The organism is Aeribacillus sp. FSL W8-0870 (assembly GCF_037963755.1).
GTDB lineage: Bacteria > Bacillota > Bacilli > Bacillales > Aeribacillaceae > Aeribacillus > Aeribacillus composti.
Genome location: NZ_CP150165.1, coordinates 608,975 through 633,041, shown reverse-complemented (window position 1 = coordinate 633,041; position 24,067 = coordinate 608,975). Strand labels below are relative to the sequence as shown.

Below are 24,067 nucleotides of genomic sequence, written 5' to 3'. Positions count from 1 at the left end.
ATAATTCAGCAGCATTATGATTTTCGTTTACAATCATAACAAGATGGCTTCTCATATAAAATAAAGGAATGGTATTCCTTCCCCTCATTGATCCTTCTCTTATATGTATCATTGATATGAGACGCACTTTTCATTTTGTTGTAAATGATACTCATATGCTTCTCCACTACTACTTTCTCATGATTGATTAAAACGATTGTTGAATGCTTTCCTTTTGAAACGACATGTCGAATAGCCGAATGCGCAATCCATTGGCAGTCTAAATGCTCCATTGATTTAGTAGGGAAAAAACAAAGATCAAGGGCAGGAATGCATACAGGAAGCATGCGCTGGCGCGGCAGGATTTTCTTAGCTGCCTCAATGATACCGTTAAGAGACACACCATAATAGCTGCAGCTCTCCGCCAAAAGATCCTTCGGCTTCTTTTTCACAAGATACTTTTCATACTTTTCAATAACAATTGTCCAACATTCCCCATACGTATTAAAAAAAGGAAGCAATGCTAACGTGTCACAAGTTACAATATAATTTTTGACCTGCTCCACTCTTTCACCCCTTTTTCTTCACTATTTGACAATCCTTGCATGACATTAGACTTTTTTACTAGTTCTTTCGATGTATATTATACACGAATTTCAAGAAAATTTGGTAAATTTCTAAACTTTTTTGTAAAAAAAGAAAAAAATTCCATGATAAAACCAAAAAATTAGTATAATATTATCATTACGAGGTGAACTTATCGTGAGAAAAAAATCGACGATGGGGCGAATGGCATCTATTTTTTTATTTACGTTTTTTCTTTTAAGCGTTTTTTTTATTACGTGGCGCTCGAAGCATGTCGATTCAAACGACTCTTTTGCAAGCATTGAACCTCAAATTCCGACCATCTTTGTCCATGGCTATAAAGGAACAATGCGCTCGTTCCAACATATGCTGCATCGTTTTGAATATGATTACCGCTGGGGAATAAAATCAATGGTCATTCGAGTTGATCGCATGGGCATTGTCCATATTTCCGGAACAATCCCACAAAACTTAAAAAATCCTTTTATACAAATTGTTTTTGAGGAAAACCGCACAAGTATTGAGGAAACGGCAAATTCTCTGAAAAAGGCAATGCGCTTATTAAAAGAAAACTATTCGGTAGACGAGCTATACATTGTGGCTCATTCGATGGGAGGACTCGTTTCGACAAAATATATCGAGGACACGAACAACTTGAAGGATTACCCGATTGTCCGCAAAATGGTGGTCATAGGCAGCCCGTTTCAAGGAATAGAACAGGAATCTTACCATAAGCTGAATACAGGTAAAGCAATCATTGATTTAAAGCCAGATTCTCATGCTTTACTAGAAATATTGAACAACCGGAATCAATTTTCTAAAAAAACGAAAGTTCTCAATATCGCAGGGATCAATCCCGAGTATAAAGACAGTGATGGAGTTGTCTCCATCCAGAGCGCTCTCAGCGCTAGAAATATTGTTCCGTTAGAAAATTATCATGAAATCATTGTTAAAGATAAACTTGCCACACACAGCGGTCTTCATGAGCATCCGAAAGTGGACAAGTATATCGGCGAATTTCTATGGGGGTACAATTGAGTTGGGGAAAGTATTTCTTCAACCGAATGACCTTTTTTCAATAAAAACCCCGATTCTTCTCCCTCCTTTAAAAGGAGAAAGAAGAGTCGGGATAAATGTTTTATACATGAGATACAATGAGAACACATTTTCCTTTTATTGCGAAATCGCCCGTTTGGTTCGGCAAAATAAAATGAGCCCCTTTTTTTAGTGTGTATGAACGGCCATCATGAGTAAGCTCCCCGTCTCCCTCAATCACGCTTGCAAGAAGGAACGGATGATTTTGAACAAACTTCCCTTCGCCGTCAATCTCCCATTTGTAAACTGAAAAAAATTCGTTTTTGATAAATGTGGTAATCGTTGCTCCTTCCTTTACTTCCACAGAACGTTCAATCGTGTAATCTTTATGAGGAACAGTCGCCACCTCTATCGCTTGTTTCAAATGCAATTCTCTTTTATTTCCGTTTGCATCTACGCGGTCGTAATCATACACTCTGTAAGTCGTATCAGAACTTTGCTGCGTTTCAAGGATGAGCGTTCCTTTGCAGATGGCGTGGATGGTGCCGCTCGGAACATAAAAGAAGTCGCCCGGTTTTATTTTTACTCTTCTCAGCAATTGATCCCATTTTCCACTTTGAATCATGGATACGAGCTCTTCTTTCGTTTTGGCATGATGACCGTAAATGATCTCCGCATTTTCTGAGCAGTCAATGATATACCAGCACTCCGTTTTTCCTAATTCACCATTTTCGTGCTTTTTTGCATATTCATCATCTGGATGCACTTGTACGGACAAATCGTTGTTTGCATCCAGAATTTTCGTTAAGAGAGGAAATCGATCCCCTTTTATTCCGCCAAACAATTCTCGATGGTTGTCCCATAATTCACCCAATGTTTTCCCTTTAAACTTTCCTTCTGCTACAATGCTTTGACCATGCGGATGGGCAGAAATCGCCCAGCATTCTCCTGTTGTCTCCGTTGGAATTTCGTAATGAAAATGAGTGCGAAGGTTTTTTCCTCCCCATATTCGATCTTTAAAAACAGGCTTTAAAAAAATTGGAGACTGCACCATCTTGTTCCACTCCCTTTCTGCAATAATTTCCCCATTATTTATATTAAGCAGTTCTTGAAATTTTTTCACCTTTTTTCATTTTTTATACAGAGATCGCTGAAGAGGAACCTTCAATATCAAAACAGAAAAGGATGCTGAATTCTTTAAAGCATCCTTTTCCTTTTGATTTGTTATCAAATTTTCGGATCACTGTTCGTTAGCATATACAGTGCCAGCCGCCTGACTGGAAGCCTGCTCTTCTTGAGAAGCTTTTTCCGGATGAAACTCTCCTTCCATTTTTGAAACAACAACTGTTGCGACACCGTTTCCAATTAAATTCGTAATCGCACGGGCTTCTGACATAAATCGGTCAACACCGATGAGAAGTGCAATTCCTTCAACCGGAACCATTGGAAATGCAGCCAAAGTAGCGGCTAATGTAATAAATCCGGAACCAGTCACACCTGCAGCGCCTTTTGAAGTCAGCATTAAAATTCCAAGTAGAGTCAGTTCTTGCCAAATGGTTAAATCGACTCCATATGCCTGTGCAATAAAGATAGCCGCCATTGACAAATAAATCGACGTTCCATCTAGGTTAAAAGAATACCCAGTCGGAACAACAAGACCAACAACAGACTTAGAACATCCGTACTTCTCAAGCTTTTCCATCAATTTTGGCAATGCGGATTCAGAGGAGGAAGTTCCTAACACAAGCAATATTTCTTCCTTTATATATGCGATAAATTTTAGAATGCTGAACCCGTAAAATTTTGTGATCAGTCCCAACACGATCACGATAAATAAGAACATCGTCATGTAGACAGAGGCCATTAATTTTCCTAAAGACACAAGCGATCCCAGACCGAAATTTCCGATTGTATAGGCCATTGCACCAAAAGCTGCAATCGGTGAAATTTTCATAACCATATTTACGATGCCAAAAAAGATATTTGTTAATTGTTCAAACAAATTCATAACAGGTTTTGCTTTTTCCCCTAGTCTTGCCGCTGCTAATCCGAAAAGGACTGCGAAGAATAAAATTGGCAAGAGCTCTCCATTCGCAAGCGCTCCCACAGCATTTTCTGGCACAATGCTCATGATAAAGTCCAAAGCACCGTGATTTGCTTCTTCTGCTTGCTTCGTATATTGAGAAATATCGCCTCCTTGCACACTATCGGTGTTAAAGCCCTCACCAGGCTTCATCATGTTTACGACAAAGATCCCGATAGCTAGAGCTATCGTCGTAACAATTTCAAAATAGATCAGAGCTTTCCCGCCGATCCTGCCTACTTTTTTCAGATCACCCATCGATCCGATACCGATGACAACGGTGAAAAATACAATTGGTGCAATCACCATTTTCACTAGTTTAATAAAAATATCTGCCAAAATCTTTAATTTTGCCCCGAACTCCGGGAATAAAAATCCAACTGTAATCCCTAAAATTATTCCGATAATAACCTGTACTGTCAGGTTTTTAAAGTTTATTCTCATTTATCTCTCTCCTTTCCCCTTTGATAACGTTTTCAAATGTCCGTAAATCTATGTTAATAGAATGTTCAAAAAGTTTTAATATTATGGTTTTATTAATCTTTTTGTTCTTTTTGGTCTCAAAATTAATTTGAATGGCCAAAAATGAGAAAGGATCAGCACCTCCCTAGTCATTCTGGGAAACAGAAGCGGAAACTCTTAATAGATTCATTTTTGCTTTTCAACTACTCACACTTAAAGTCTAACGAGCTTGTCACTCCAAAGAAACGTAAACGGCTTGCTCTCCTTCCTTAGCAGAGCAGGTTAACTACTGCCCAACGACTCTCATGCTTCAGTCGTAACTCCAACGATGACCATTTTCATAACCGATTGTCCATTTGTAACCCCAAAAAAAATCAAAACACAACGGGCGATAGACGATGCGATCGAGTTTTCTTAGAATCATTCATTCGTTTCAAATAGTTACTGCCGATAAGCTGAAAGGTTTTATTTCAGCCATTCCTGTAAAGAAAGTGCAGCCACTGTGATGTCCATGTACTTTATCTTACATCTTTCCACCGAATGCTCGTTGGACTATTTCTTGTGGTGTATCATGCGTAAAAATGGATGAGAGCGGCGAATATAACACCTCTTTTTTTTCTCTCAAATTCCATAACTCAAGTTTGACACCATTTCACTACATGTGGATAACTAAAGGTGATTATACCAATAGTTATCCACTTTTTTTATCGAAAATATAATCATTATGTAGTGTTATGTGGATAACTTTTGTATATCCAATAATATGTAATATATGTTATACTATTAGTGCTATGTATATTCGAATTAATAAGCAAAAAAATAAAAATGGTTCTGTTCGTCAATATCTACAAATATGTCGTACATTTCGTGTAGACAATAAAGTTCGGCAACAAACGCTTTGTAATCTAGGGAGGTTAGAACATTTATTAGAGAATGGCTCTGTCGATAACATAATCGAGGGATTAGCCAAATTTTCAGAGCGTTACTTTGACCGAATTCACGGGCAAGGCTCTTCCTCTTCTGTCTCCGTGCTTTGGACAAAAGAGTTTGGGCCGGTTTATCTGTTCCGAAAGGTATGGGAAAAGTTAGGGCTTGGTCGGCTATTACGTAAAATCATGGATGATTCCGAGGCTGCTTCTCAGTATGACGAAGCCATTTTTGCCATGGTGTTAGGTAAAACTTATAAAAATCAGGTTGCTTAACCATGCCCTTCATCAGCTTTCCGCATTGTAGTGGCTAGAATGGAAGCCGTCAAGGAAAGCGCTTGACCTCTTCCATTCTACCCACTTAGTGGTCTGCAAGCTGACGAAGGAGCTACTCTAGATTGAGTATCAATCTCGCTAACTTATTGCCGGAATTGTGTGAACATCACAGAATATGGTGATGAGACATTTTATTTAGGTGGATGGCCTAAAAATTTACAAGAAATTTTTGGGATGAAACCGATTGAAACAGACAGCCTCTATCCAAAGGACCGGAATTACGTTTTATACCATGATAAAAAGTATGAGTTGAGGGATTATGCCACAGTCCTGGAATTATATACTGCAAAGAGTGAAGGAATTTATTTGCAAGATTTTTATGCCAATACACCCGCAATAACCAGCCATCAATATCAAGCTGGTAAAGCTTATTTCATAGGTGCGAGATTAGAACGACAATTTCAGACTGATTTTTATAATAATTTAATGGAGGAATTGTCGCTAAAACCCGCCTGTCCTGTTCAGCATGGCAAAGGTGTATCTGTCCAAGTAAGGCATGACAATGAAAATGACTATATCTTTGTAATGAATTTTACGGAGGAAGCACAATCCGTTACGTTTCATTCAACGGTCAAGGATATGATAACCGGCAAGGAATTAATAGGTGAAGTGACCTTAGAAAAATATGAGGTAAAAATTGTAGAAAAAACGAGAACGAATTAGCTGTTTTGCACACAATCTCATGAGCGGGAGAAAAACCTCCTGCTTATGAGAGTTTTATAATCTGTTGGCAACAATCAATGTCTTTTTTATATAATAATGAAAGTTTTGAAGTTCAGTTTATTGAAAGCGGTTTCACAAGCTATCGTATTCGGTTAATGACAATCCTTTAGAAACTTGAATAGAGTAATTGGTTTTTTCAGGAGAATAACGGGTTGACCTATAGATATGCCCTATATTTCCAAATCTATAAAACGAACAATCAACCTCATTAACTATAAAATTTTTACGAAAATACGAACTATTTCCTTTACTCTCAACAATTTTGTATTACTATCTTTTTCAATTGGTGATATAATGTTCAAAAAATATTTCCTTTTCAAATTTTTTTTCGAGGCGATGAAGGGATGAAAGTAAAAGATGCATTAAAAATTGGCGAATTAGCTTCAGGAAAGATCGTTGCTGGTGAAAAGGGGATTTTCCGGAAAATAGAAACCGTTGAAGTCATGGAAGTACCGGAAGTATTGAATTGGGCAACTCCCGGTATGTTAGTATTAACAACCTTTTATTCAATAAAAGACGATCCGGATAAACAAATTCAAGTTGTAAAGGATTTGATATCGATTGGGGCGGCTGGTTTAGTTATAAAAGTCGGAAGATTTATTGATACGCTTCCGGAAGAAATGATTGCCATTACCAATCAACATGACTTTCCCATCATCTCTTTGCCTAAAAACATTTCCTATATAAACGTGTTAACACCACTTTATGAATGTTTATATAAAGAGAAGTATTTTGGACAGGGTCGTTCGGAAAATCCTTTGTCAAAATTTGGAGCAATGGAAATCGATTCGGTTCAAGAAGCGCTTGATGTGCTATCAAAGATGTTAAATGGATCCGTTTATATAGAAGATAACGAAGGAAGACTTCTATATGCTGCAAAAAACTTTACATCCGATGGATGGAGAAAGTCAACGGCACTTTTTTCACTGCCAACCTATCAGCGGTATGATGAAATGTTGGAGGAGTGGACAACTAAATTTTCACACACGAAAAATATTTTATTTAGTATAGAAGGATATCGAAAGCAAATGATTATCCCGCTTACTTATAAAAACCGCGTATTTGCCGTTGTCCACATTCACTGTATCAATTCTTTAATCACGGATCCTGTCTTTCAAAATCATTTAGAAGAAGTGGGGAACAAGCTAAAAGATGTATTATTGAAAGAACAGTTGTATAATCAGAGAAAACGTCTAAACGATTATGAACAAATGAATGGGTTTCTGAAGGGTTTTGACCATTTGGATCAGGCAAACGAAAAGAATAATGTCATTATTCACTTTTATTCGGACAGTTTAAACATCCCGTATTCCAATCCGTCTTTGATTGACTATGAAGGTTTAATTCGAAATAAGTTAATGGATTTCATTGAGCAATTGCAAATTCATAAAAGTCAAGTGTTTATCTTTATGAAAAACAGAAAATTTTATGCGCTCCTAACAGGTATTGAAGAGAATTATAGTGAAATGGTCCAACGGTGGAAAAACCAAATAGAGGCGTACAATAAATTGGATCCTTTAAGGGGATTATATGTCTCGATTAGTCCTTATTTTGGAAAAGGAGCCAACCTCGATACGGTCGTGCAATCTGTTACAAAAATCATCGAAGTCGGTTCGAATGTAAAAAAGGGAGAATATGTTTACACATATAATGAAATGGGAATTTATCAGTTTTTACTAAATTTAATTGATGACCCGTTTGCGAAACAATACGCACTGAACTTTTTGGCGCCATTGCTGGAAGATAAAAAGAATGATTTATTAAAAACATTGGAAGTTTATTTACAGGAAAATGGCAATGTTTCAAAGTCGGCAGAAATTCTGTTTATTCATCGGCGTACGATGACCTATCGATTGAAAAAAATTGAACAATTACTAAATATAGATTTAAACAATTCGGAAAATCGTTTTATTTTAATATTTTGCTTAAAAATCATGAAAATAGCTTAAGAGAGGCGAAATAAATGGTTCGTCTCTCTTTTTTGATTCATCACCACATTTTGTGATTTAACCCAAAAAATAAGGAAAACACTCACGAATTCCTGGCAATAATGTTAGCGTCACTTAACATAACAGGAGGTTCTAAAGTGTTTTCCGTATCACTAGATTTGCCAGAATTTGAAGTTGTTAAACAAGTGTTTCTTGAAGATTGCAGTTTGTTACATGTTGAGAAAAATACTACAGAAGAACGCTGTTCTTACTGCGGTTTTTTTTCTAGTCATGTCCATGACTGGCGGACAAGAAAGGTTCGTGACTTGTCCGTATTAGGTAAGCCCCTTTTCTTGTTTGTCAGAGTGTATAGATACCGTTGTCACAACTGTAATGAGGGATTTTCACAAACATTTGAATGTATCCGTCCTAATAAGCATCAGACCAATCGGTACAGAGAATATCTGTACGAAATGTGCATTGGCTCTACTATCCAAGAAGTGAGTCGAAAGGAAAAAATACCTTATACAACCGTTGAGAGAATATTTTATTCCGTTGCTAAAGAAAAAGAGAAGGAGCATTTAGAAACTCTTGAAAGTGTTTTAGAAAACAATGAATTAATCCTTAGCCTTGATGAGATCGCTGTCCGAAAGGGTCACCGATATGAAACAGTTCTTATGGATACCCAATCCGGGAGTGTGCTTGGTATGGAACATCAACGGAGTTATCGTTCAACTCAGATCTTACTTGCCAAGAAGATTCTGTCTGATAAATGCGTTCATACCGTTGTTATGGATATGTGGGATCCCTTCCATAAAGCTGTTAAATCTATATTCCCAGAGGCCTGTATCGTCATTGATAAATATCATGTGGTGCAAAAGGTGACACATGCACTTGACCAAGTTAGAAAGAAAACTCCTGGACTAAAAAAGGGACGGTTTAAACTCTTGAAAGGTTCTGAAAAGTTAACGGCTAATGAAAAACAACAATTAGACGAGATGCTCAAAGAGCATTCAGAATTGTCATATGCCTATTTTCTAAAAGAACTCTTTAGAGAAATATACCAAGTGAATGACTATGATACAGCTGATTCACTCTTAGAAGAATGGATTCAACTCGCATGGAGCAGCCCATTTCCTTCATTTCATCAAGTTGCCAAGACGATAGAAAATTGGAAGGCACAAATTTTACAATATTTTCTTACCCCTTTTACGAATGGCCGGATTGAAGGTACAAACCATAAGAGTAAGAACATCAAAAGACGTGCTTTTGGCTTCAGAAACCTTGAAAGATTTCGGCTACGTGTATTTTTGGAATGTACAGGTAAAACTTATAAAAATCAGGTTGCTTAACCATGCCCTTCATCAGCTTTCCGCATTGTAGTTGGTAGAATGGAATCCGTCAAGGAAAGCGCTCGACCTCTTCCATTCTACCCACTTAGTGGTCTGCAAGCTGACGAAGGAGCTACTCTAGATTGAGTATCAATCTTGCTAACTTATTGCCGGAATTGTGTGAACATCACAGAATATGGTGATGAGACTCTTTTTTTATCAAATAGATCATTTGCGTAAAGATCAACAATGCACAATATGGATAATTCAGAAAGAAAATGATTTCACTCTTTTTGCATTTATAGAAATAGTTGAAAAATTTATAATGGTGAAAAATCCGATAGAGGTGGTTCAATTGTTAGGGATTATTCGTGTTTTAACAACTGATGATGAAAAAATTTTAAATGAACACGGGAAGAAATTGAAAGAATATTTTTCCATAGAATCGGTCACACGCTGTATTCCATCGCAACCTAATGGAATATACGATGATGAATCGGAGAAAAAAGCCATACCCAAAATCGTTGAGTTAGCTAAAGAATTGGCGGAAAAACCGAACATTGATGCCATTACCATTAGTTGTGCTGCAGATCCAGGCTTGGATGAAGCAAGAAATGAAATTGATTTGCCGGTTTTAGGTGCTGGGGGTTGTGGGGCGCATGCTGCAAGTATGGTAGGAAACCGTATTGGCATCATTGGCATTACCGACGCACCTCCAGCACGAATGAAAGAGGAATTGGGAAGGAAATTCCATTCCTACTCCTATCATCCTTCTCTTAGAAAAACAACCGATTTATTCGCTTCCACGGCAAAAGATGAATTATTAGAAGTAGTAAAGGATGTCATCAACTCTGGCGCCGATTGTATCCTGTTTGCTTGTACAGGTTTTTCCACTATTGGACTTAAAGATTATTTAAACGGAAAAATTTCTGTACCTGTTATCGATTTAGTGGAGGCGCAAGGGATTGGTTATCAATTAATTAAAAAGGGGTCATAAAGATGCAAAATAGGACATTCAATTTAACCTTTTTTATTTTTTCTGTTCTTATTTCTATTTTTGGCGCCATTATCGGGATGCAACTAATTACAACGCTCGGTATTACGCCAAATACATCCATTATTGGCGCATTAATCGCCATGTTATTTGCGAGAATTCCAATTAAAATCTTTGAACAATTTAAGTCGTTGGAAAATCAAAATTTAGTTCAGACATCCATTTCAGCTGCCACTTTTGGGGCTGCCAATAGTTTATTAATACCAATTGGACTTCCATTTGTAATGGGCTTGCCGGACCTTATTATCCCAATGTTAATCGGAGCCGGATTGGCGCTTTTAACCGATGCCCTTATCCTTTATAAAGTTTTCGATACGAAACTTTTCGGGGCAAACGAAGTATGGCCTCCAGGTGTTGCCACGGCCGAAGCTTTAAAAGCCGGTGATGAAGGCGGCAAAAAGGCAAAATATCTTGGATTGGGGATTCTTGGCGGATTAGTTGGATCCCACTTCGGCATTTCCATGTCGGCCTTTGGTGTTGCATTCATCGGGAATTTTTGGGCTTTGAGCATGTTCGGTATTGGTTTATTACTTAACGGATACTCGCAACCGTTGTTTGGCTTGAATTTAGGAGACTATTATATCCCACATGGCATGATGATCGGCGCAGGTCTCGTTGCTCTTATTCAGTTTATCATTACTTTTACGAAAACGAGAAAACAAGGTGGAAAAGTTACAGACACAAGCGGATACGAATATACCCGCGGTGCTGACGATATTAAAAAAGGTTTTGGTTTTGGATTCCTGCTTTACTTAGGAATCGCTATTCTAATTGCCGTCATGGGCGGGCTCATTACTGAAATGCCATTTGGTCAATTGATTCTTTTCATTATATTTGCTGCTTTTGCTGCATTAGTGCATGAAATTATAGTCGGGATTGCGGCTATGCACTCCGGTTGGTTCCCGGCATTTGCGGTAACACTTATTTCATTGTTAATCGGCATGATACTCGGCTTCCCGCCAGTTGCATTAGCATTGCTGACCGGTTTTACAGCAGCAACAGGACCTGCTTTTGCAGATTTTGGATATGATTTGAAATCCGGCAACATCATTCGGACTGGCGTTTCCGTTGAACAAGAATTATATGGACGGAAAATACAATTGAAAAGTGCATTTATCGGGTTCATTATCGCAATTGTGATGGTTGCCCTATTTTCCAAGAACTTTTTTGGACAAGGCTTAGTTCCGCCGGTTGATCATGTATATGCATCCACCATTAAGTCTGGATTAAGCGGGAATGTTGGTCTTATGTTGCTCTTATGGGCCATTCCCGGGGTGATTATTCAGCTGATTGGCGGTACGGAAAGACAATTGGGCATTATGCTGGCTACTGGGTTGCTTATTATGAATCCTTTAGCAGGATGGGCTGTTATTGTCGGTTTAATAATTCGCGTTCTTGTTATCAAATTTATAGGATCTGAAGCTGAAAATAAGATGTATACGACCGCAGCTGGATTTATTGCCGGCGATGCATTATATAGTTTCTTCTCATCCGTGTTTAAAGCGAAATAATGAGGTGATAGAATGGCTAGAAAAACATTAACGATGGAAGATGCGAAAAAAGCCGTTTACGGCGGCTGTATTCTCGGCGGGGGAGGCGGAGGCTGGATTCATGACGGTCTCCAAAAAGCCGAGTCTACTTTTTCCATTGGCCAGCCGGAATTAGTTTCAATTGATGAATTACAGGGCGGCGATTATGTAGTCAATGTTTCATTAGTAGGGGCTCCATCTTCTAAGGAAGCTTCTGTTAGTTCCGACCAGTTTGTTGAGACTGTAAACCGGATGCTAAAGGAGTTTCACCATCCTATTAAAGCGCTTATGACAAATGAAAATGGGGCAGCAACAACGATAAATGGCTGGCTGCAGGCAGCGGCAACCGGGCTGCCGGTTATTGATGCGCCAAGCAACGGACGCGCCCATCCAACAGGGGCGATGGGCTCCATGAATTTGTCTGAAGTTGACGGTTATGTTTCGATCCAGTCATTTGCCGGCGGAAAAGGGAAAAGACAAGTGGAAGGTGTCGTAAAATCATCCCTGGAATCAGCCGGTAAAATTGTCAGAAGTATTTCAGTAGAAGCGGGCGGAATGGTTGCCGTTTGCCGAAATCCGGTAACTGTTGATTATGTAAAAGAAAATGCAGCAGTAGGCGGCATTACTCAAGCAATTGAACTCGGCGAAGTCTTTTTGTCAGCACCGGAGGGACCGGAAAGAATTGAAGCCGTTGCGTCCCATTTAAAAGGGCGTGTTATTCATTCCGGAACGGTTAGTTATTGCGAGCTTGAAGAAAAAGGCGGTTTTGATGTAGGGTTTGTAAAAGTTGATGACTTGGAATTAACATTTTGGAATGAGTACATGACAGTCGAAGTCAATGGCCAGAGAAAAGGGACATTTCCTGATTTAATTATGACTTTCAATGCCGAAACAGGAATGCCGGTTGTCAGTGCTGAGGTGAAAGAGGGACTGAAAGTAGCCGTCATTTCCGTTCCAAAAGAGAATTTGAAATTAAGCTCAACCATGTATAACTACAATTTGTTAAAAACCATTGAACCTGTTATTAACAAAAAAATTGTATAAGGAGAGAGTGGGATGTCTTTAAAATATACAATGGAAGTTTTGGAATTACTAGATGATGCTTCAGTTAATGGAGAAGCGGTTGTCCGCTTATTTGAAGGAAAAAAATATGTGGAAGCAAGCTACACAACAGTAACTGGTGAAAATGGGTCAACAGATTTTGTCAAAATATTAATTAAAGGGACAAATGGGAAATCGAGCGGCGGACATGCTCCGACATTGGGTGTTGTCGGAAGACTTGGCGGTTTGGGCGCACGTCCAAATCGGATTGGATTTGTTTCCGACGGTGATGGAGCAGCCGCGGCTGTAACAATAGCTTTAAAACTTGCAATCATGTCCGAAAAAGGGGACCGGTTGCCCGGTGATGTTTATGTAACGACACATATTTGTCCGGATGCGCCTACACGGCCGCATGAACCTGTAGATTTTATGGATTCTCCTGTTGATATATTAACAATGAATCGATATGAAGTAGTCCCGGAAATGGACGCCGTTTTATCGATTGATACAACGAAAGGAAATAAAGTGATAAACCACCGTGGTATTGCGATTTCTCCAACAGTCAAATCAGGATATATTTTAAAATTCAATGATGATTTACTGCGAATTATGGAAATGACAACGGGGGATTTACCAGTCACGTTTGCTGTCACAACGCAAGATATTACGCCATACGGCAATGGCGTCTACCACTTAAATAGCATTCTTCAGCCTGCCGTTGCAACAGATGCACCGGTTGTCGGCGTCGCTATCACTGCCAAAACAGCTGTGCCGGGATGCGGTACTGGTGCTAGCCATGAAGTCGATATTGCCCAAGCTGTAAGATTTTGCATTGAAGTGGCAAAAGAATATACACAAGGCAACTTTGAATTCTATGATAAAGAAGAATATGAACGTTTAGTGAAACTCTATGGTTCCATGAAACATTTGCAAACTTTAGGGGATGAGTAATCATGGCTAAGGTTGGTGTACTAACAATCGGCCAATCCCCTCGCACAGATGCCACTCCTTCCTTTCAAAAAATTTTCGGTGCGGGTGTAGAAATCGTGGAAAGAGGCGGATTGGATCGGCTAACGGAAGAAACGATGGATGCCATCAAACCTGAGGGTTCGGACACAGTTTATATTTCCCGACTCCGCAATGGTCAATCAGTCGAGATTGGAAAAAGCAAGCTGCTTCCATTATTACAGGATGAATTGACCAAGTTGGAACAAGATGTGGAAGTAGTGATTATGTTATGTACCGGTGATTTTCCAACATTAGTGACAACAAAACCAATCATTTATCCGGATAAAATTTTAGTGCATACAGTTCAAGCCATTATGACGGGCGGCAGTAAATTAGGGTTAGTGGTTCCATTAGAAAAGCAGCGGCATTCATTAGCGAAAAAATGGGAGGGTGTCGGACTGGAATTGGTAACGGCAGCCGCTTCTCCTTATGAAGAAAGCGATATCGCCGGAGCGGCAGCATCCTTAAAAGAACAGGGTGCAGAGTTAATTGTGTTGGATTGTATGGGGTACAATGAAACCCATAAACTTGAAGCGAAAAAAGGGAGCAGTTTGCCGGTGATTCTTCCACGTACACTTGTGGCACGGATTGCCACAGAATATGTCTTTTAGTTGATCCGGATCTATCCGGATCTCTTTTTAAAGTAAGAAATTACATTTTGAACTTAAATGCTGAAGTGCTTAAGCAGGAGCGAGGTTTCCATCGCCTCCGTACGATTTGGACAACATCGGATCACAAGCCCCATCGTGCCTTTTATCTCCCCGAAAAAGCATTCGCTTTTTCTTTATGCGATGCTGTTTCACCGATGTTGTTCACAGTCCTGCGGCTCTAGGCCTGGAAGCAGATCGCTTAATGGGCGCTTTCGTTTTCCTATAGCATGGAAGGATGTAATCTGAAATGCCAGTATTGGCTTTATTTGTATTAAGCCTCCTTTGGGGATCGACATTTTATTTTACAAAATTGCTTTTACCAGATTTTCATGCGGTTTCTATTGTTTTTTATCGTTGTTTATTTGGCGGTCTAGTTTTGTTGCCATTCGTTCTATTGAAAAAGAAAAAAACAGACTTTAAAAATAAGGGTGCCTTAATTGGAATTACCTTGTTAAGCGCAGGTGTTCCATGGGTATTTATGATTTTTAGCCAAAAGGGTTTAGATACAACCATTAGTGCGGTTATCAATGCAACAGGTCCGATTTTTGGCGTTTTATTTAGTGTTTTTCTATTAAAACAGAAGGTTCATCGACAAGAACTATTAGGTGTCGCCATTGGCTTTATCGGTATAGTATTATCTTTTGTTTTTGGATTTTCTTCAAGTGGGCAATTTCAGGTAATGAGTGCCATATTTCTGTTAGTAGCAGTCAGTTTTTATACATTGTCTTCGATTTTGACAGGCAAGTTTTTGAGTTCGGTTTCTGTCTACACATTGTCCTTTGTTTCAATGGCTGTCGGCAGTATTTATTCCGGTATTTTTATGCTTTTACTGTAGATGAGCAAAATCACTAACATAAATTTACATCGAAACAAAAAAGGAGACATGAACCCGATTCCTTGGTTAGAATAGATGTGCCAACAAACCATTCACACAAGGAGGTTCATGTCTCATGAATAGATTAGCACATCATCAAGGAATCCACAAGTTTTTCACGATGTTGGGGTTGGCACTTTATTTTTCAAAACCTGTCATGAAGCATCTCGTTCATATCGTGGATGCGATGATCACGAAAGGCTTTTCTGGAACGTTGACCGATCTTCATCATTGGAGCTTTCACCCCAATCATCGAACGACACTCAGCCATTTTTTCACGAAAAGCCCTTGGGATGAAGAGACGCTGCTTCGCAAACTCCAGCAATGGATGCTTCATCGTGTCGAACGGATCGCCAAACAGAAAAATCAACCCCTTTTTGTTTCGATCGATGATACGATTTGCCAAAAAATCAAGCCTTCGTCACGGGCAACGCACGCCATTCAAGGGTGTGATTGGCACTATTCTCACACAGAGAAAAAGTCGATCTGGGGACATTCTCTTGTTTGGCTCATGGTTCATACGATGACCCAGGCTTTTCCCTTTGCGTTCCGCCTCTACGACAAGGCCGCTGGGAAAAGCAAGGGGGAACTCGCGATCGAGATGCTTTCTTCTTTGGATGTACGCCGTCCCGTTTATGTGCTGATGGATTCGTGGTATCCATCGCAAGCGCTCGTGGAAGCCTGTCTGAAAAAAGGATTTCACGTCATCGCGATGCTCAAAACGAACCGGATTCTCTATCCGAAAGGCATCGCCATCCAAGCCAAACAGTTTGCCCGCTATATCGAACCGAACGACACCCATCTCGTCACGGTGGGAGAAGAGCGTTATCGCGTGTATCGCTACGAGGGATCGCTGAAAGGTCTCGATGATGCCGTTGTGTTGTTGGCTTGGAAAGCCGATCAGCCGATGACACCCGAACATCTTCACTGCGTCTTGAGCACCGACCGGGAGCTAAGCGATGAAGAGATCTTGCGCTACTATGCCCAACGTTGGTCGATCGAATGCTTTTTTCGACAAGCGAAAGACCAGCTGAAGCTCGATGGGTACCGCGTTCGTCAACGTCGGGCGGTGAAACGGTATTGGATCTTGGTGCAACTCGCTTATGTGTACAGTATGGTCGAGTCCAACCGGGATTTCTCTACTGGGCTTGATCTTCTCCGAACGAAGAAAGGGCATAGTCTCGTCGAGTTCATTTACCATGCAGCGAAGCAAGATATTCCCATTGATGTTGTCAAAAAACAGCTCCATGTGGCATAAGGGATACCCTGTTTGTCTCTTTTGGTATGGTAATTATTGTTATGAAAATTGCTCATCTACAGGCTTTTATTTGATCTTGATAGCTATCAATATTTATTTAGTGGAAATAATTTTTTCTATTTTGTTATGTTAGGCGTATTTAATTCGGGTATCGGGAATCTGTTGTATTTTTATTTAATTAAATCCGGCGGCGCCATTTTTGCCTTATTTATTACCTATTTGATGCCAATTACCACGATTCTGTTAGGTGTTTTTTTATTGGATGAACCACTCGGTTTCGGTACGATCATCGCTTTCATTTTTGTTTTGGCAAGTATATATTTTACGCAAAATAAGGAGTGAAAAGGGTATGAGCAGTTTTCAAGAAACCGTTCATAATTTAATGAAAAATAATTTTTCAGTAGACAAAAATATATCTATCCTTGTTTTAACGGATAATAGTACAGAATCGTTAGGGAGAAAATTTGAAAAGGCTCTAAAAAATGATGGGTGGAAAACGAAAATTCATGTAATGGAAGATCGGAGTAAATCAGGGGAAGAACCTCCGCAGGAAACGGCAGAAAAAATGCTGGAATTTGATCTTGTCTTTTGTTTAACGAAACATTCATTGACCCATACTGCTGCAAGGAAAACGGCCAATCAACATGGAGTTAGTGTCATTACCATGCCGGGAATTACAGAAGATATGTTTTTGAATGGTGCGATGAGTGCAGATTATAGCATAGTTGAAAAAGAAACAAATGAAGTAGCGGAAAAATTAACAAAGGCAAAAATGGTTATTATTAAAACCGGCGACAGCTATGAATTAAAGATTCCTGTTGAAGGCAGAGACGGCATACCAAGTACAGGTGTTTTCCGCGGAAAAGCGGCATCCGGAAATCTTCCTTCAGGTGAGGCGTATATAGCTCCATTAGAAGAACAAGCGGTAGGAAAAATTGAGATTACAGGTTCGATTGCAGGTATAGGTTTAGTCGATGAACCTGTTGTATTAACGATTGAAAAGGGGAGGTTGGTAGATGCCACAGGTGAGACAGGTGCTCAATTGCTGGCGCTGCTCGGGGATGGAAACGGCCGTTTGTTAGGCGAGTTAGGCATCGGAACAAACTATGCAGCAAGAATCACAGGCGTTATTTTGGAAGATGAAAAAGCGTACAATACCGTCCACGTTGCATTCGGTTCCAATCACACCTTTGGCGGAATGGTTAAAGCAGATGTTCATATTGATTGTGTAACGAAAAATCCGACAGTGGAGTTTGTTTTTTAATGGAAGGAAGCAGTATACAATCCAGTAATATTAAACCATGAAATGTTTGCAGCATAAAAAAGCACGGCCATCAGCGGTATACAACCCAGTAATATTAAACCACCATTTCTCATCCTTTAGGATATGAAATGGTTTGAATTTTGCCTGTTGCGTTTAGTTGATTGCAGCTGGAATTTGTATAAGTTAAGCTAAAAAACTTGTTGGAGGCGATTAAGTCCTGAATTTTGTGTGAAAAGGAAGCGGTTTGATTTGCCGGGGGTCTTCGCACCCATTCATACACTCCCCCTTTCCTTTTTTAATGCGGGACATGCGGTAAAGGAATGCGCAGCAAAGGAATGCGGACTATGATGAAACTCGTCCAATCTTCTCCGGATGAGGCGCGGATCATGGCTAGTGCTTGTCTTTTCTTTCGATCGATTCCAATAAAGACGATGCCTTCATTTCCGCCTCCATTTATGTTTAAGGAAAATGAGGAGGGATTCCTCGTCTTCCTGTTTTTCAGAACAATAACCTGTGACCAAATCACCGATTGCTCCCATGGGATTCCCCATCTTCCTGTTTTCCAAAAGACAACAAGGATCTATTTCTAGGGGAAAAGGAGAGCCTGTCTTGTAAACTAGGCTCTCCTTTTTGATGCAGTGTTTGGCGGGGATGCGAAAATTGTCGAAATGTTGGTGGTTGAAAGAGAAGATAAAGTGTATTACAATAGCATTAACAGAACATATGTTCTTGAAATGTATGGTGGTAAAGTTTTAATTAAAACGGCTGCTGGTTGGGATGCACCAAGCAGTGCGTTTTTGGAAGGCGATGCGCTCCTTTTTGTTTGAAAACTCTGTCAATGATTTTGGCTTTTCTTTAGATGAACCTCAACTCCTCTCCACATTCTCCTCGAAAGGATGATCCCTGTTATGTTATGAAGGAATACCTCGATTTAAAACTGGACTTTATGTTTAAACAATTGTTCGGTCATCCGAGCCGAAAGCAGATAACAATCGCTTTTTTGAATGCGGTTTTGCATCGGACAGGCCATGACCGGATTGTTGATGTGCAGTTTGAAAACATGGAGCTGACAAAAGAGATAGAAGAGGGAAAAATGAACCGGTTGGATGTGCTCGTGTGGACCGACCGAGGCGAGCGGATCAACGTGGAAATTCAAATCATTGACCAGCACGATATGCCGGAGCGGATTTTGTATTACTGGGCGAGGCTCTTTTCCCAGTCGCTTTTCAAAGGTCAAGGGTACAGCGAACTTCCGCCCACCATTATGATTGCCATCCTCAACTACCCGCTCTTTCCGCATGAAACGGACCGTTTCCACACCATCTTTCATATCCGCGAAGACAAAGAACAATTTCTTTGGAGCACGCATCTTGAATTTCACGCCATTGATGTATCACAATTTATGGTAAAATGGAAGAAATACAGACGTGAGATCAAACGATCTTCGGAGTGGCCCTGGTTGATGATGCTGTCGGCGGTAGATGCCCGGAAACGAGAGATCGATGAGACGATTCTCAAGGAACTGGAGGTGTTGGCGATGAACGAGCAAGAAATTCGCGAAGCATTGGAAGAGTGGGAGAAGCTAAGCGTCAGTTCGGAAAATCGCTACGCATATGAAATGCGGCTGAAATGGCTGCGGGATCAATTGTCCAACCTTCTGGGCGAACGGCGTGCGGGAATGGAGGAAGGGTTGAAACAAGGGCTAAAGCAAGGATTGGAGCAAGGGATGAGACAAAAAGAGCGTGAACTTATTTGCAAAATGAGGGGAAAAGGAATGAGCGTAACAGAAATTGCGCAAATGCTGGATTTGCCGGAAGAAGAAATCCGTCACCTGTTGAAAGAGTAGTTGGGTATGGTGCCGGTCTCATCCTCACGGGATCGTATTCCCCGAATAGCCGCTGTATGTTATACCAGTCCAAAAGTTCCAAACTGAATTGTTTCATGCTGCCGGCTGGCGTGCAAATGAAACATATAAACGTCCATTCGGAAGAATCAGAGTGGAGAGGGGAAAGTAGGTGATGGGCGTAAAGCTTGTTTTACGAATATATCATCGGTGGAGAAAACGGTAAGAATTTAGAAAAAAACACGTGCCACTAACAAGTGTAGTGGTACGTGTTGTGGGTAAAGTCCAAAACACCAGTATTTTCGGGCTTTTCTTTAGTGTACTCTGTCAAACTTGAGCATAAAAAAAGACTGCCGCCTCGCGGACAGTCCATTTTTGCTGAAACGATGGCTAGTTCAGCTTGCTGCATTTCTTATTTCTTTTAATAGCTTTCCATATTTCGCTTCATATTCTTGGTAAAGCGGCACAAATCGTTCCTGCCATTTCTTTCGCTCTTTTTCCGTTAACGTATGAATATGTATATTTGGATTTTGCCTCATTTCTTCAAGCTGTCTTATATTTTGCTGTTTTGATTGCTTCATATTCCAAGCTGTCGTTTCTTCTATTGCTCCCATAATTTGTTTTTGAACGTCTTTAGGTAGCTGATTCCAAAATGTTTCATTGACCATTACGACATATCCTAAATAACCGTGATTGCTAATTGTTACATACGGATGAAATTGATAAAATCTTTTTGAATAAATATTCGAAATTGTGTTTTCTTGTCCGTCAAATGCTTCCTCTTCTAATGATTCATAAACTTGATCAAATGAGAGGGCAATCGGTTCCGCTCCTAACATGTTAAATTGTTTTTTTATGACTTTATTAGGCATGATCCGAAATCTTTGGTCTTTGAAATCATCCGGATTTTTCATAAACATTTGACTATTTACCATTTGTTTGAATCCATTTCCCCAAAAAGCCAGTCCTTTAAATCCTTTCGGTTCTAACATACTGAGCAGCTCTTCGCCAATTTTTCCTGTTAAAACCCTTTCAACATTATCATCGTTTTGAAAAATAAACGGTAAATCTAACACTTCCCATTCCGGAACCAATTCTGCCACGTTTGAATAGGAAGGAGCAATCATTTGCACTTTGCCTTTTCTTAAAGCTTCTATTTCATCTTTATCTGAATATAATGAACCGTTTGGAAACACAATCACTTTTACTCGGCCCTTCGTCTTTTCCTCGACCAAATCTGCAAACCTTTGGGCAGCCAAGCCTTTTGGCGTATCCTCCGCCACTACATGGCTGAAATAGATTTTAATTTGCTCTTTTAGCCCCTCTTGCTCATCATCGTAAACCGGTGGATCATTTTGAGATTGTATAATGATATTATAGGAAAATAACGCAAAGGCTAACCCGGCACATACTATAGCCAAATACCTCACGATTTTTTTCTTCATGATTCATCACACCATTTGTTTTTGATCATTTTAACATAAATTATACCAAGCATGCTCTTTCTCTAAAGTAAAGGAAAGCAAATCTGTGATAAAATAAAGCAAGTATGAACGTTTAGCTAAAAGAGGTTGCCTTATGAAGCGATTACCAATTATATGGAAAATAACAGGTTTAATTTTTATTATTGTCTTTTTATCGCTTTTTTTCGGAGGATTATTTATTGTAAACGAATATTTAAACCAAAAAGAAGAAGAGCTTAAACAGCAATCTATATTAGCTGCGAGGACGGTTGCGGCGCTGCCTGAAGTCAGAAACGGGCTCAATGGAAGCTTGAAAGATCGCCAGCTGATTCCTTCGATGATTGAACGTCTTCAAATCATTAACGGAACAGAATATATTGTTGTGCTCGATATGGATCGTACCCGCCTTTCCCATCCGGTCAAATCTTTAATCGGAACAAAATCGGAAGGAGAAGATGAAGGTCCTGCCTTTGCCGAACACACATATACGTCAAAAGCAAATGGAGAAATCGGCACTGTTATCCGCGCCTTTGTACCTGTCATGAATAAAGAACATAAACAAGTTGGAGTCGTCATCGCAGCCTATAAGCTTCCAAGCTTATATGAGCTGCTTGCAAATTTAAAATCGCAAATTTTTTCGATTTCTTTTCTTGTCTTACTATTAGGCGGTTTGGGGGCCTGGCTCCTGGCAAGACATATAAAAAAGCAGATGTTTCACTTGGAGCCTTTTGAAATAGCTAAAATGCTAGTTGAACGGACTGAAACATTTAATGCTATGCACGAAGGAGTCATTGCCATTGATAAAAATGAACGTATAACTATTTTTAATGACCGTGCCAAACAAATGATGGGCATTGAAGGAGATGTGATCGGAAAGCCGATTCGCGACGTTATTTCCGACACCCGACTCCCGGAAATATTAGTAATTGACCGTCCTATTTATAACAAAGAATTGCAGGTAAGGAATCTAAGCATTTTAAGCAATCGCATCCCGATCAGAGTGAATAACGAAACGGTCGGAGCTGTCGCCATTTTCCAGGATCGAACTGAAATCAAAAAGCTTGCGGAAGAATTAACCGGAGTGAAAGCTTTTGTTCACGCGCTTCGTGTTCAAAATCATGAACATATGAACAAATTGCACACGATAGCAGGTCTCATTCAGCTTGGACATAAAGAAAAAGCGTTAGAATATGTATTCAAAATAACGGAAGAGCAAGAAGAGCTGACAAACTTTTTAACTGAACATATTAAAGATGAAAGCATATCGGGCCTTTTACTCAGCAAAATCAGCCGGGGCAAAGAGCTCGGAATTAAAGTAGTCATTGACAGAAACAGCCATTTGGAGCGATTTCCAAAAAATATCGATCATAACGACCTGGTGATCATCATTGGGAATTTAATTGAAAATGCTTTTGATGCCTTTCAAGAGTCGACTGATCCTGACAAAGAAATATTCGTCAGCATCGATCAAAATAAAGAAATTTGCACGATATTAGTTGAAGATAACGGTCCTGGCATAGACGATTCTGTATTACCGAACATTTTTGAAAAGGGTTTTTCCACAAAAAACAAGCAAAATCATGGAATAGGCTTATATCTGGTCAAACAAATTGTTGACCGAGCAAACGGTCACATTCAGGTTGAGTCGCAAAAAGGTATGGGAACTACATTTATCATCACATTTGATATGTAAAAAACAAAGGGGGCAAAAAATTTGAACAAAAAAATTAGTGTATTGTTGATTGAAGATGATCCCATGGTTCAAGAGGTGAATAAACAATTTATCCAAAAAGTCGACGGCTTTACTGTGATTGGAATCGCAGGGAACGGAAAAGAAGGCATAGAGCTTGTTCGAGAATTGAAACCTGAACTAGTTATTATAGATATTTACATGCCTAATCAGGATGGATTAGAAACGCTTAAGCAAATCCGGTCAGAGGGTCATTCCGTAGATGTCATTGCGATTACCGCTGCGAGAGATATGGAAACTGTTCGCCGTGTCCTGCAAAACGGCGCTTTTGACTACATTATGAAACCGTTTAAATTTGAACGGCTCCAACAATCATTAAAAAACTATTTGCTTTATCATAGCCAGCTGAAGGAAAAAGAAAAATTAACGCAAAAAGATGTAGACACTATGTTGTTAAACAATAAATTCAAGAAAAAGCCAGAGAATCCAGAACTGCCTAAAGGGTTGAACCAAGTAACACTTGATAAGATTATCCGTTTCCTTCAAAATCAAAAAGAACCGATTTCCGCTGAAGAAGTTGCGGAAGGAATCGGTATTGCACGCGTTACTGCACGAAGATATTTAGACTACCTGGCGAAAATCAAAAAAGTCTCAATCCATGTTCAGTACGGCAGCATCGGAAGACCTGTCAATCGATATATGTTTCATTCTGATTAAGCTTGACAAGAGGCGAAAAACAAACGAAAAAATCATTGAGCTGGACCACTTTTCTCATTTTTAAATTGCTAGGACAAATAAATGCTATGTTGGCTTTATCAGGGGAACAGTCATCGCACGTTGAATACTAATGGTGTCAATTTTCTCTTACGGACATTTTCTTTTTTAATCGGGACATAGAAAGGCTTTCGAACCTACATTATGAGTTCTCAATAAACAACGATTATTCTAAAAACGAGTTCAGAATTTTTCGCCGACTTTGCCTTTCAATGCGTTGAATTTTCAACT

At 39.6% G+C, this 24,067-nt stretch carries 22 protein-coding genes and 1 pseudogene; 18 read left to right on the top strand and 5 right to left on the bottom strand.

The genetic code is table 11. The annotated features are described in order from the left end of the window. Positions 1 to 14 precede the first annotated feature (14 nt). On the bottom strand, positions 15 to 545 hold the full coding sequence (locus tag NSU02_RS03200) for a competence protein ComK (RefSeq protein ID WP_339194197.1): 531 nt from the start codon (positions 543 to 545) through the stop codon (positions 15 to 17). A gap of 196 nt (positions 546 to 741) precedes the next feature. On the opposite strand from NSU02_RS03200, the gene NSU02_RS03195 reads away from it, so the two are divergent. Further along, positions 742 to 1,602, top strand: coding sequence for an alpha/beta hydrolase (locus NSU02_RS03195; RefSeq protein WP_339194195.1), 861 nt, complete (start codon positions 742 to 744; stop codon positions 1,600 to 1,602). Positions 1,603 to 1,702: 100 nt separating this feature from the next. Here the strand turns inward: NSU02_RS03195 and manA are convergent, their stop codons facing one another. After that, positions 1,703 to 2,653, bottom strand: coding sequence for a mannose-6-phosphate isomerase, class I (gene manA / locus NSU02_RS03190; protein WP_339194194.1), 951 nt, complete (start codon positions 2,651 to 2,653; stop codon positions 1,703 to 1,705). Positions 2,654 to 2,839: 186 nt separating this feature from the next. Further along, positions 2,840 to 4,126, bottom strand: a complete 1,287-nt coding sequence (locus tag NSU02_RS03185) for a dicarboxylate/amino acid:cation symporter (RefSeq protein WP_339194192.1) — start codon at positions 4,124 to 4,126, stop codon at positions 2,840 to 2,842. Between the two features lie 809 nt (positions 4,127 to 4,935). On the opposite strand from NSU02_RS03185, the gene NSU02_RS03180 reads away from it, so the two are divergent. The 13 genes and pseudogenes from NSU02_RS03180 (at position 4,936) to NSU02_RS03120 (ending at position 18,066) form a co-directional block, all read left to right on the top strand. Then, complete coding sequence (locus NSU02_RS03180; protein ID WP_339194191.1) at positions 4,936 to 5,346, top strand: hypothetical protein; 411 nt, start codon at positions 4,936 to 4,938, stop codon at positions 5,344 to 5,346. 192 nt (positions 5,347 to 5,538) lie between these two features. Continuing rightward, positions 5,539 to 6,069: pseudogene (locus NSU02_RS03175) on the top strand (beta-galactosidase trimerization domain-containing protein); the annotation flags it as partial. A 404-nt stretch (positions 6,070 to 6,473) separates the two neighbouring features. Next, positions 6,474 to 8,078: a PucR family transcriptional regulator gene (locus NSU02_RS03170; RefSeq protein ID WP_339194189.1), complete on the top strand. Its 1,605-nt coding sequence runs from the start codon at positions 6,474 to 6,476 to the stop codon at positions 8,076 to 8,078. Between the two features lie 137 nt (positions 8,079 to 8,215). Then, positions 8,216 to 9,409 carry an ISL3 family transposase gene (locus NSU02_RS03165; protein ID WP_339194188.1) on the top strand — a complete coding sequence of 398 codons (1,194 nt, stop codon included), beginning with the start codon at positions 8,216 to 8,218 and terminating at the stop codon, positions 9,407 to 9,409. Positions 9,410 to 9,743: 334 nt separating this feature from the next. Beyond that, complete coding sequence (locus NSU02_RS03160) at positions 9,744 to 10,385, top strand: aspartate/glutamate racemase family protein (RefSeq protein ID WP_339194187.1); 642 nt, start codon at positions 9,744 to 9,746, stop codon at positions 10,383 to 10,385. A gap of 2 nt (positions 10,386 to 10,387) precedes the next feature. Beyond that, a complete protein-coding gene (locus tag NSU02_RS03155) occupies positions 10,388 to 11,953 on the top strand; it encodes an OPT/YSL family transporter (protein ID WP_339194185.1) in 1,566 nt (521 codons plus the stop codon). A gap of 12 nt (positions 11,954 to 11,965) precedes the next feature. Beyond that, positions 11,966 to 13,015: a DUF917 family protein gene (locus tag NSU02_RS03150; protein ID WP_339194184.1), complete on the top strand. Its 1,050-nt coding sequence runs from the start codon at positions 11,966 to 11,968 to the stop codon at positions 13,013 to 13,015. Between the two features lie 12 nt (positions 13,016 to 13,027). Continuing rightward, on the top strand, positions 13,028 to 13,963 hold the full coding sequence (locus NSU02_RS03145; protein WP_339194183.1) for a DUF1177 domain-containing protein: 936 nt from the start codon (positions 13,028 to 13,030) through the stop codon (positions 13,961 to 13,963). 2 nt (positions 13,964 to 13,965) lie between these two features. Further along, entirely contained in the window at positions 13,966 to 14,631 is a 666-nt protein-coding gene (locus NSU02_RS03140) for an AroM family protein (protein ID WP_339194182.1), read from the top strand. A gap of 286 nt (positions 14,632 to 14,917) precedes the next feature. Then, positions 14,918 to 15,505, top strand: coding sequence for a DMT family transporter (locus NSU02_RS03135; RefSeq protein ID WP_339194181.1), 588 nt, complete (start codon positions 14,918 to 14,920; stop codon positions 15,503 to 15,505). Between the two features lie 115 nt (positions 15,506 to 15,620). Next, positions 15,621 to 16,802, top strand: a complete 1,182-nt coding sequence (locus NSU02_RS03130) for an IS701 family transposase (RefSeq protein ID WP_311066339.1) — start codon at positions 15,621 to 15,623, stop codon at positions 16,800 to 16,802. A 126-nt stretch (positions 16,803 to 16,928) separates the two neighbouring features. Next, positions 16,929 to 17,144: an EamA family transporter gene (locus tag NSU02_RS03125; RefSeq protein WP_339195652.1), complete on the top strand. Its 216-nt coding sequence runs from the start codon at positions 16,929 to 16,931 to the stop codon at positions 17,142 to 17,144. A gap of 7 nt (positions 17,145 to 17,151) precedes the next feature. After that, a complete protein-coding gene (locus tag NSU02_RS03120) occupies positions 17,152 to 18,066 on the top strand; it encodes an aminopeptidase (RefSeq protein WP_339194180.1) in 915 nt (304 codons plus the stop codon). A 295-nt stretch (positions 18,067 to 18,361) separates the two neighbouring features. On the opposite strand, the gene NSU02_RS03115 is transcribed toward NSU02_RS03120, so the two are convergent. Beyond that, positions 18,362 to 18,592 (bottom strand): hypothetical protein, encoded by a 231-nt coding sequence (locus NSU02_RS03115; RefSeq protein WP_339194178.1) that lies wholly within the window; start codon positions 18,590 to 18,592, stop codon positions 18,362 to 18,364. Positions 18,593 to 18,734: 142 nt separating this feature from the next. Between NSU02_RS03115 and NSU02_RS03110 the strand changes: the two genes are divergently transcribed. Beyond that, positions 18,735 to 18,893 carry a hypothetical protein gene (locus NSU02_RS03110; RefSeq protein ID WP_339194177.1) on the top strand — a complete coding sequence of 53 codons (159 nt, stop codon included), beginning with the start codon at positions 18,735 to 18,737 and terminating at the stop codon, positions 18,891 to 18,893. 86 nt (positions 18,894 to 18,979) lie between these two features. Beyond that, positions 18,980 to 19,912 carry an Rpn family recombination-promoting nuclease/putative transposase gene (locus tag NSU02_RS03105; protein ID WP_339194175.1) on the top strand — a complete coding sequence of 311 codons (933 nt, stop codon included), beginning with the start codon at positions 18,980 to 18,982 and terminating at the stop codon, positions 19,910 to 19,912. Between the two features lie 392 nt (positions 19,913 to 20,304). Here NSU02_RS03105 and NSU02_RS03100 read toward each other — a convergent pair whose 3' ends face one another. Then, positions 20,305 to 21,354, bottom strand: a complete 1,050-nt coding sequence (locus NSU02_RS03100; RefSeq protein ID WP_339194173.1) for a DctP family TRAP transporter solute-binding subunit — start codon at positions 21,352 to 21,354, stop codon at positions 20,305 to 20,307. Positions 21,355 to 21,487: 133 nt separating this feature from the next. Here NSU02_RS03100 and NSU02_RS03095 point away from each other — a divergent pair, with 133 nt between their 5' ends. Both NSU02_RS03095 and NSU02_RS03090 read left to right on the top strand, forming a co-directional pair. Then, positions 21,488 to 23,065, top strand: coding sequence for a sensor histidine kinase (locus tag NSU02_RS03095; RefSeq protein WP_063386326.1), 1,578 nt, complete (start codon positions 21,488 to 21,490; stop codon positions 23,063 to 23,065). Positions 23,066 to 23,128: 63 nt separating this feature from the next. Next, positions 23,129 to 23,779 (top strand): response regulator, encoded by a 651-nt coding sequence (locus tag NSU02_RS03090; protein ID WP_063386369.1) that lies wholly within the window; start codon positions 23,129 to 23,131, stop codon positions 23,777 to 23,779. Positions 23,780 to 24,067 lie beyond the last annotated feature (288 nt).

What these genes read in the sequence shown, in the direction of transcription:
- NSU02_RS03170 (WP_339194189.1), top strand. Translation starts at nt 6,474, where the DNA reads ATGAAAGTAAAAGATGCATTAAAAATTGGCGAATTAGCTTCAGGAAAG.
- NSU02_RS03140 (WP_339194182.1), top strand. Translation starts at nt 13,966, where the DNA reads ATGGCTAAGGTTGGTGTACTAACAATCGGCCAATCCCCTCGCACAGAT.
- NSU02_RS03180 (WP_339194191.1), top strand. Translation starts at nt 4,936, where the DNA reads ATGTATATTCGAATTAATAAGCAAAAAAATAAAAATGGTTCTGTTCGT.
- manA (WP_339194194.1), bottom strand. Translation starts at nt 2,653, where the DNA reads ATGGTGCAGTCTCCAATTTTTTTAAAGCCTGTTTTTAAAGATCGAATA.
- NSU02_RS03155 (WP_339194185.1), top strand. Translation starts at nt 10,388, where the DNA reads ATGCAAAATAGGACATTCAATTTAACCTTTTTTATTTTTTCTGTTCTT.
- NSU02_RS03145 (WP_339194183.1), top strand. Translation starts at nt 13,028, where the DNA reads ATGTCTTTAAAATATACAATGGAAGTTTTGGAATTACTAGATGATGCT.
- NSU02_RS03090 (WP_063386369.1), top strand. Translation starts at nt 23,129, where the DNA reads ATGGTTCAAGAGGTGAATAAACAATTTATCCAAAAAGTCGACGGCTTT.
- NSU02_RS03095 (WP_063386326.1), top strand. Translation starts at nt 21,488, where the DNA reads ATGAAGCGATTACCAATTATATGGAAAATAACAGGTTTAATTTTTATT.
- NSU02_RS03120 (WP_339194180.1), top strand. Translation starts at nt 17,152, where the DNA reads ATGAGCAGTTTTCAAGAAACCGTTCATAATTTAATGAAAAATAATTTT.
- NSU02_RS03105 (WP_339194175.1), top strand. Translation starts at nt 18,980, where the DNA reads ATGAAGGAATACCTCGATTTAAAACTGGACTTTATGTTTAAACAATTG.
- NSU02_RS03150 (WP_339194184.1), top strand. Translation starts at nt 11,966, where the DNA reads ATGGCTAGAAAAACATTAACGATGGAAGATGCGAAAAAAGCCGTTTAC.
- NSU02_RS03185 (WP_339194192.1), bottom strand. Translation starts at nt 4,126, where the DNA reads ATGAGAATAAACTTTAAAAACCTGACAGTACAGGTTATTATCGGAATA.
- NSU02_RS03125 (WP_339195652.1), top strand. Translation starts at nt 16,929, where the DNA reads ATGTTAGGCGTATTTAATTCGGGTATCGGGAATCTGTTGTATTTTTAT.
- NSU02_RS03130 (WP_311066339.1), top strand. Translation starts at nt 15,621, where the DNA reads ATGAATAGATTAGCACATCATCAAGGAATCCACAAGTTTTTCACGATG.
- NSU02_RS03110 (WP_339194177.1), top strand. Translation starts at nt 18,735, where the DNA reads ATGTTGGTGGTTGAAAGAGAAGATAAAGTGTATTACAATAGCATTAAC.
- NSU02_RS03100 (WP_339194173.1), bottom strand. Translation starts at nt 21,354, where the DNA reads ATGAAGAAAAAAATCGTGAGGTATTTGGCTATAGTATGTGCCGGGTTA.
- NSU02_RS03135 (WP_339194181.1), top strand. Translation starts at nt 14,918, where the DNA reads ATGCCAGTATTGGCTTTATTTGTATTAAGCCTCCTTTGGGGATCGACA.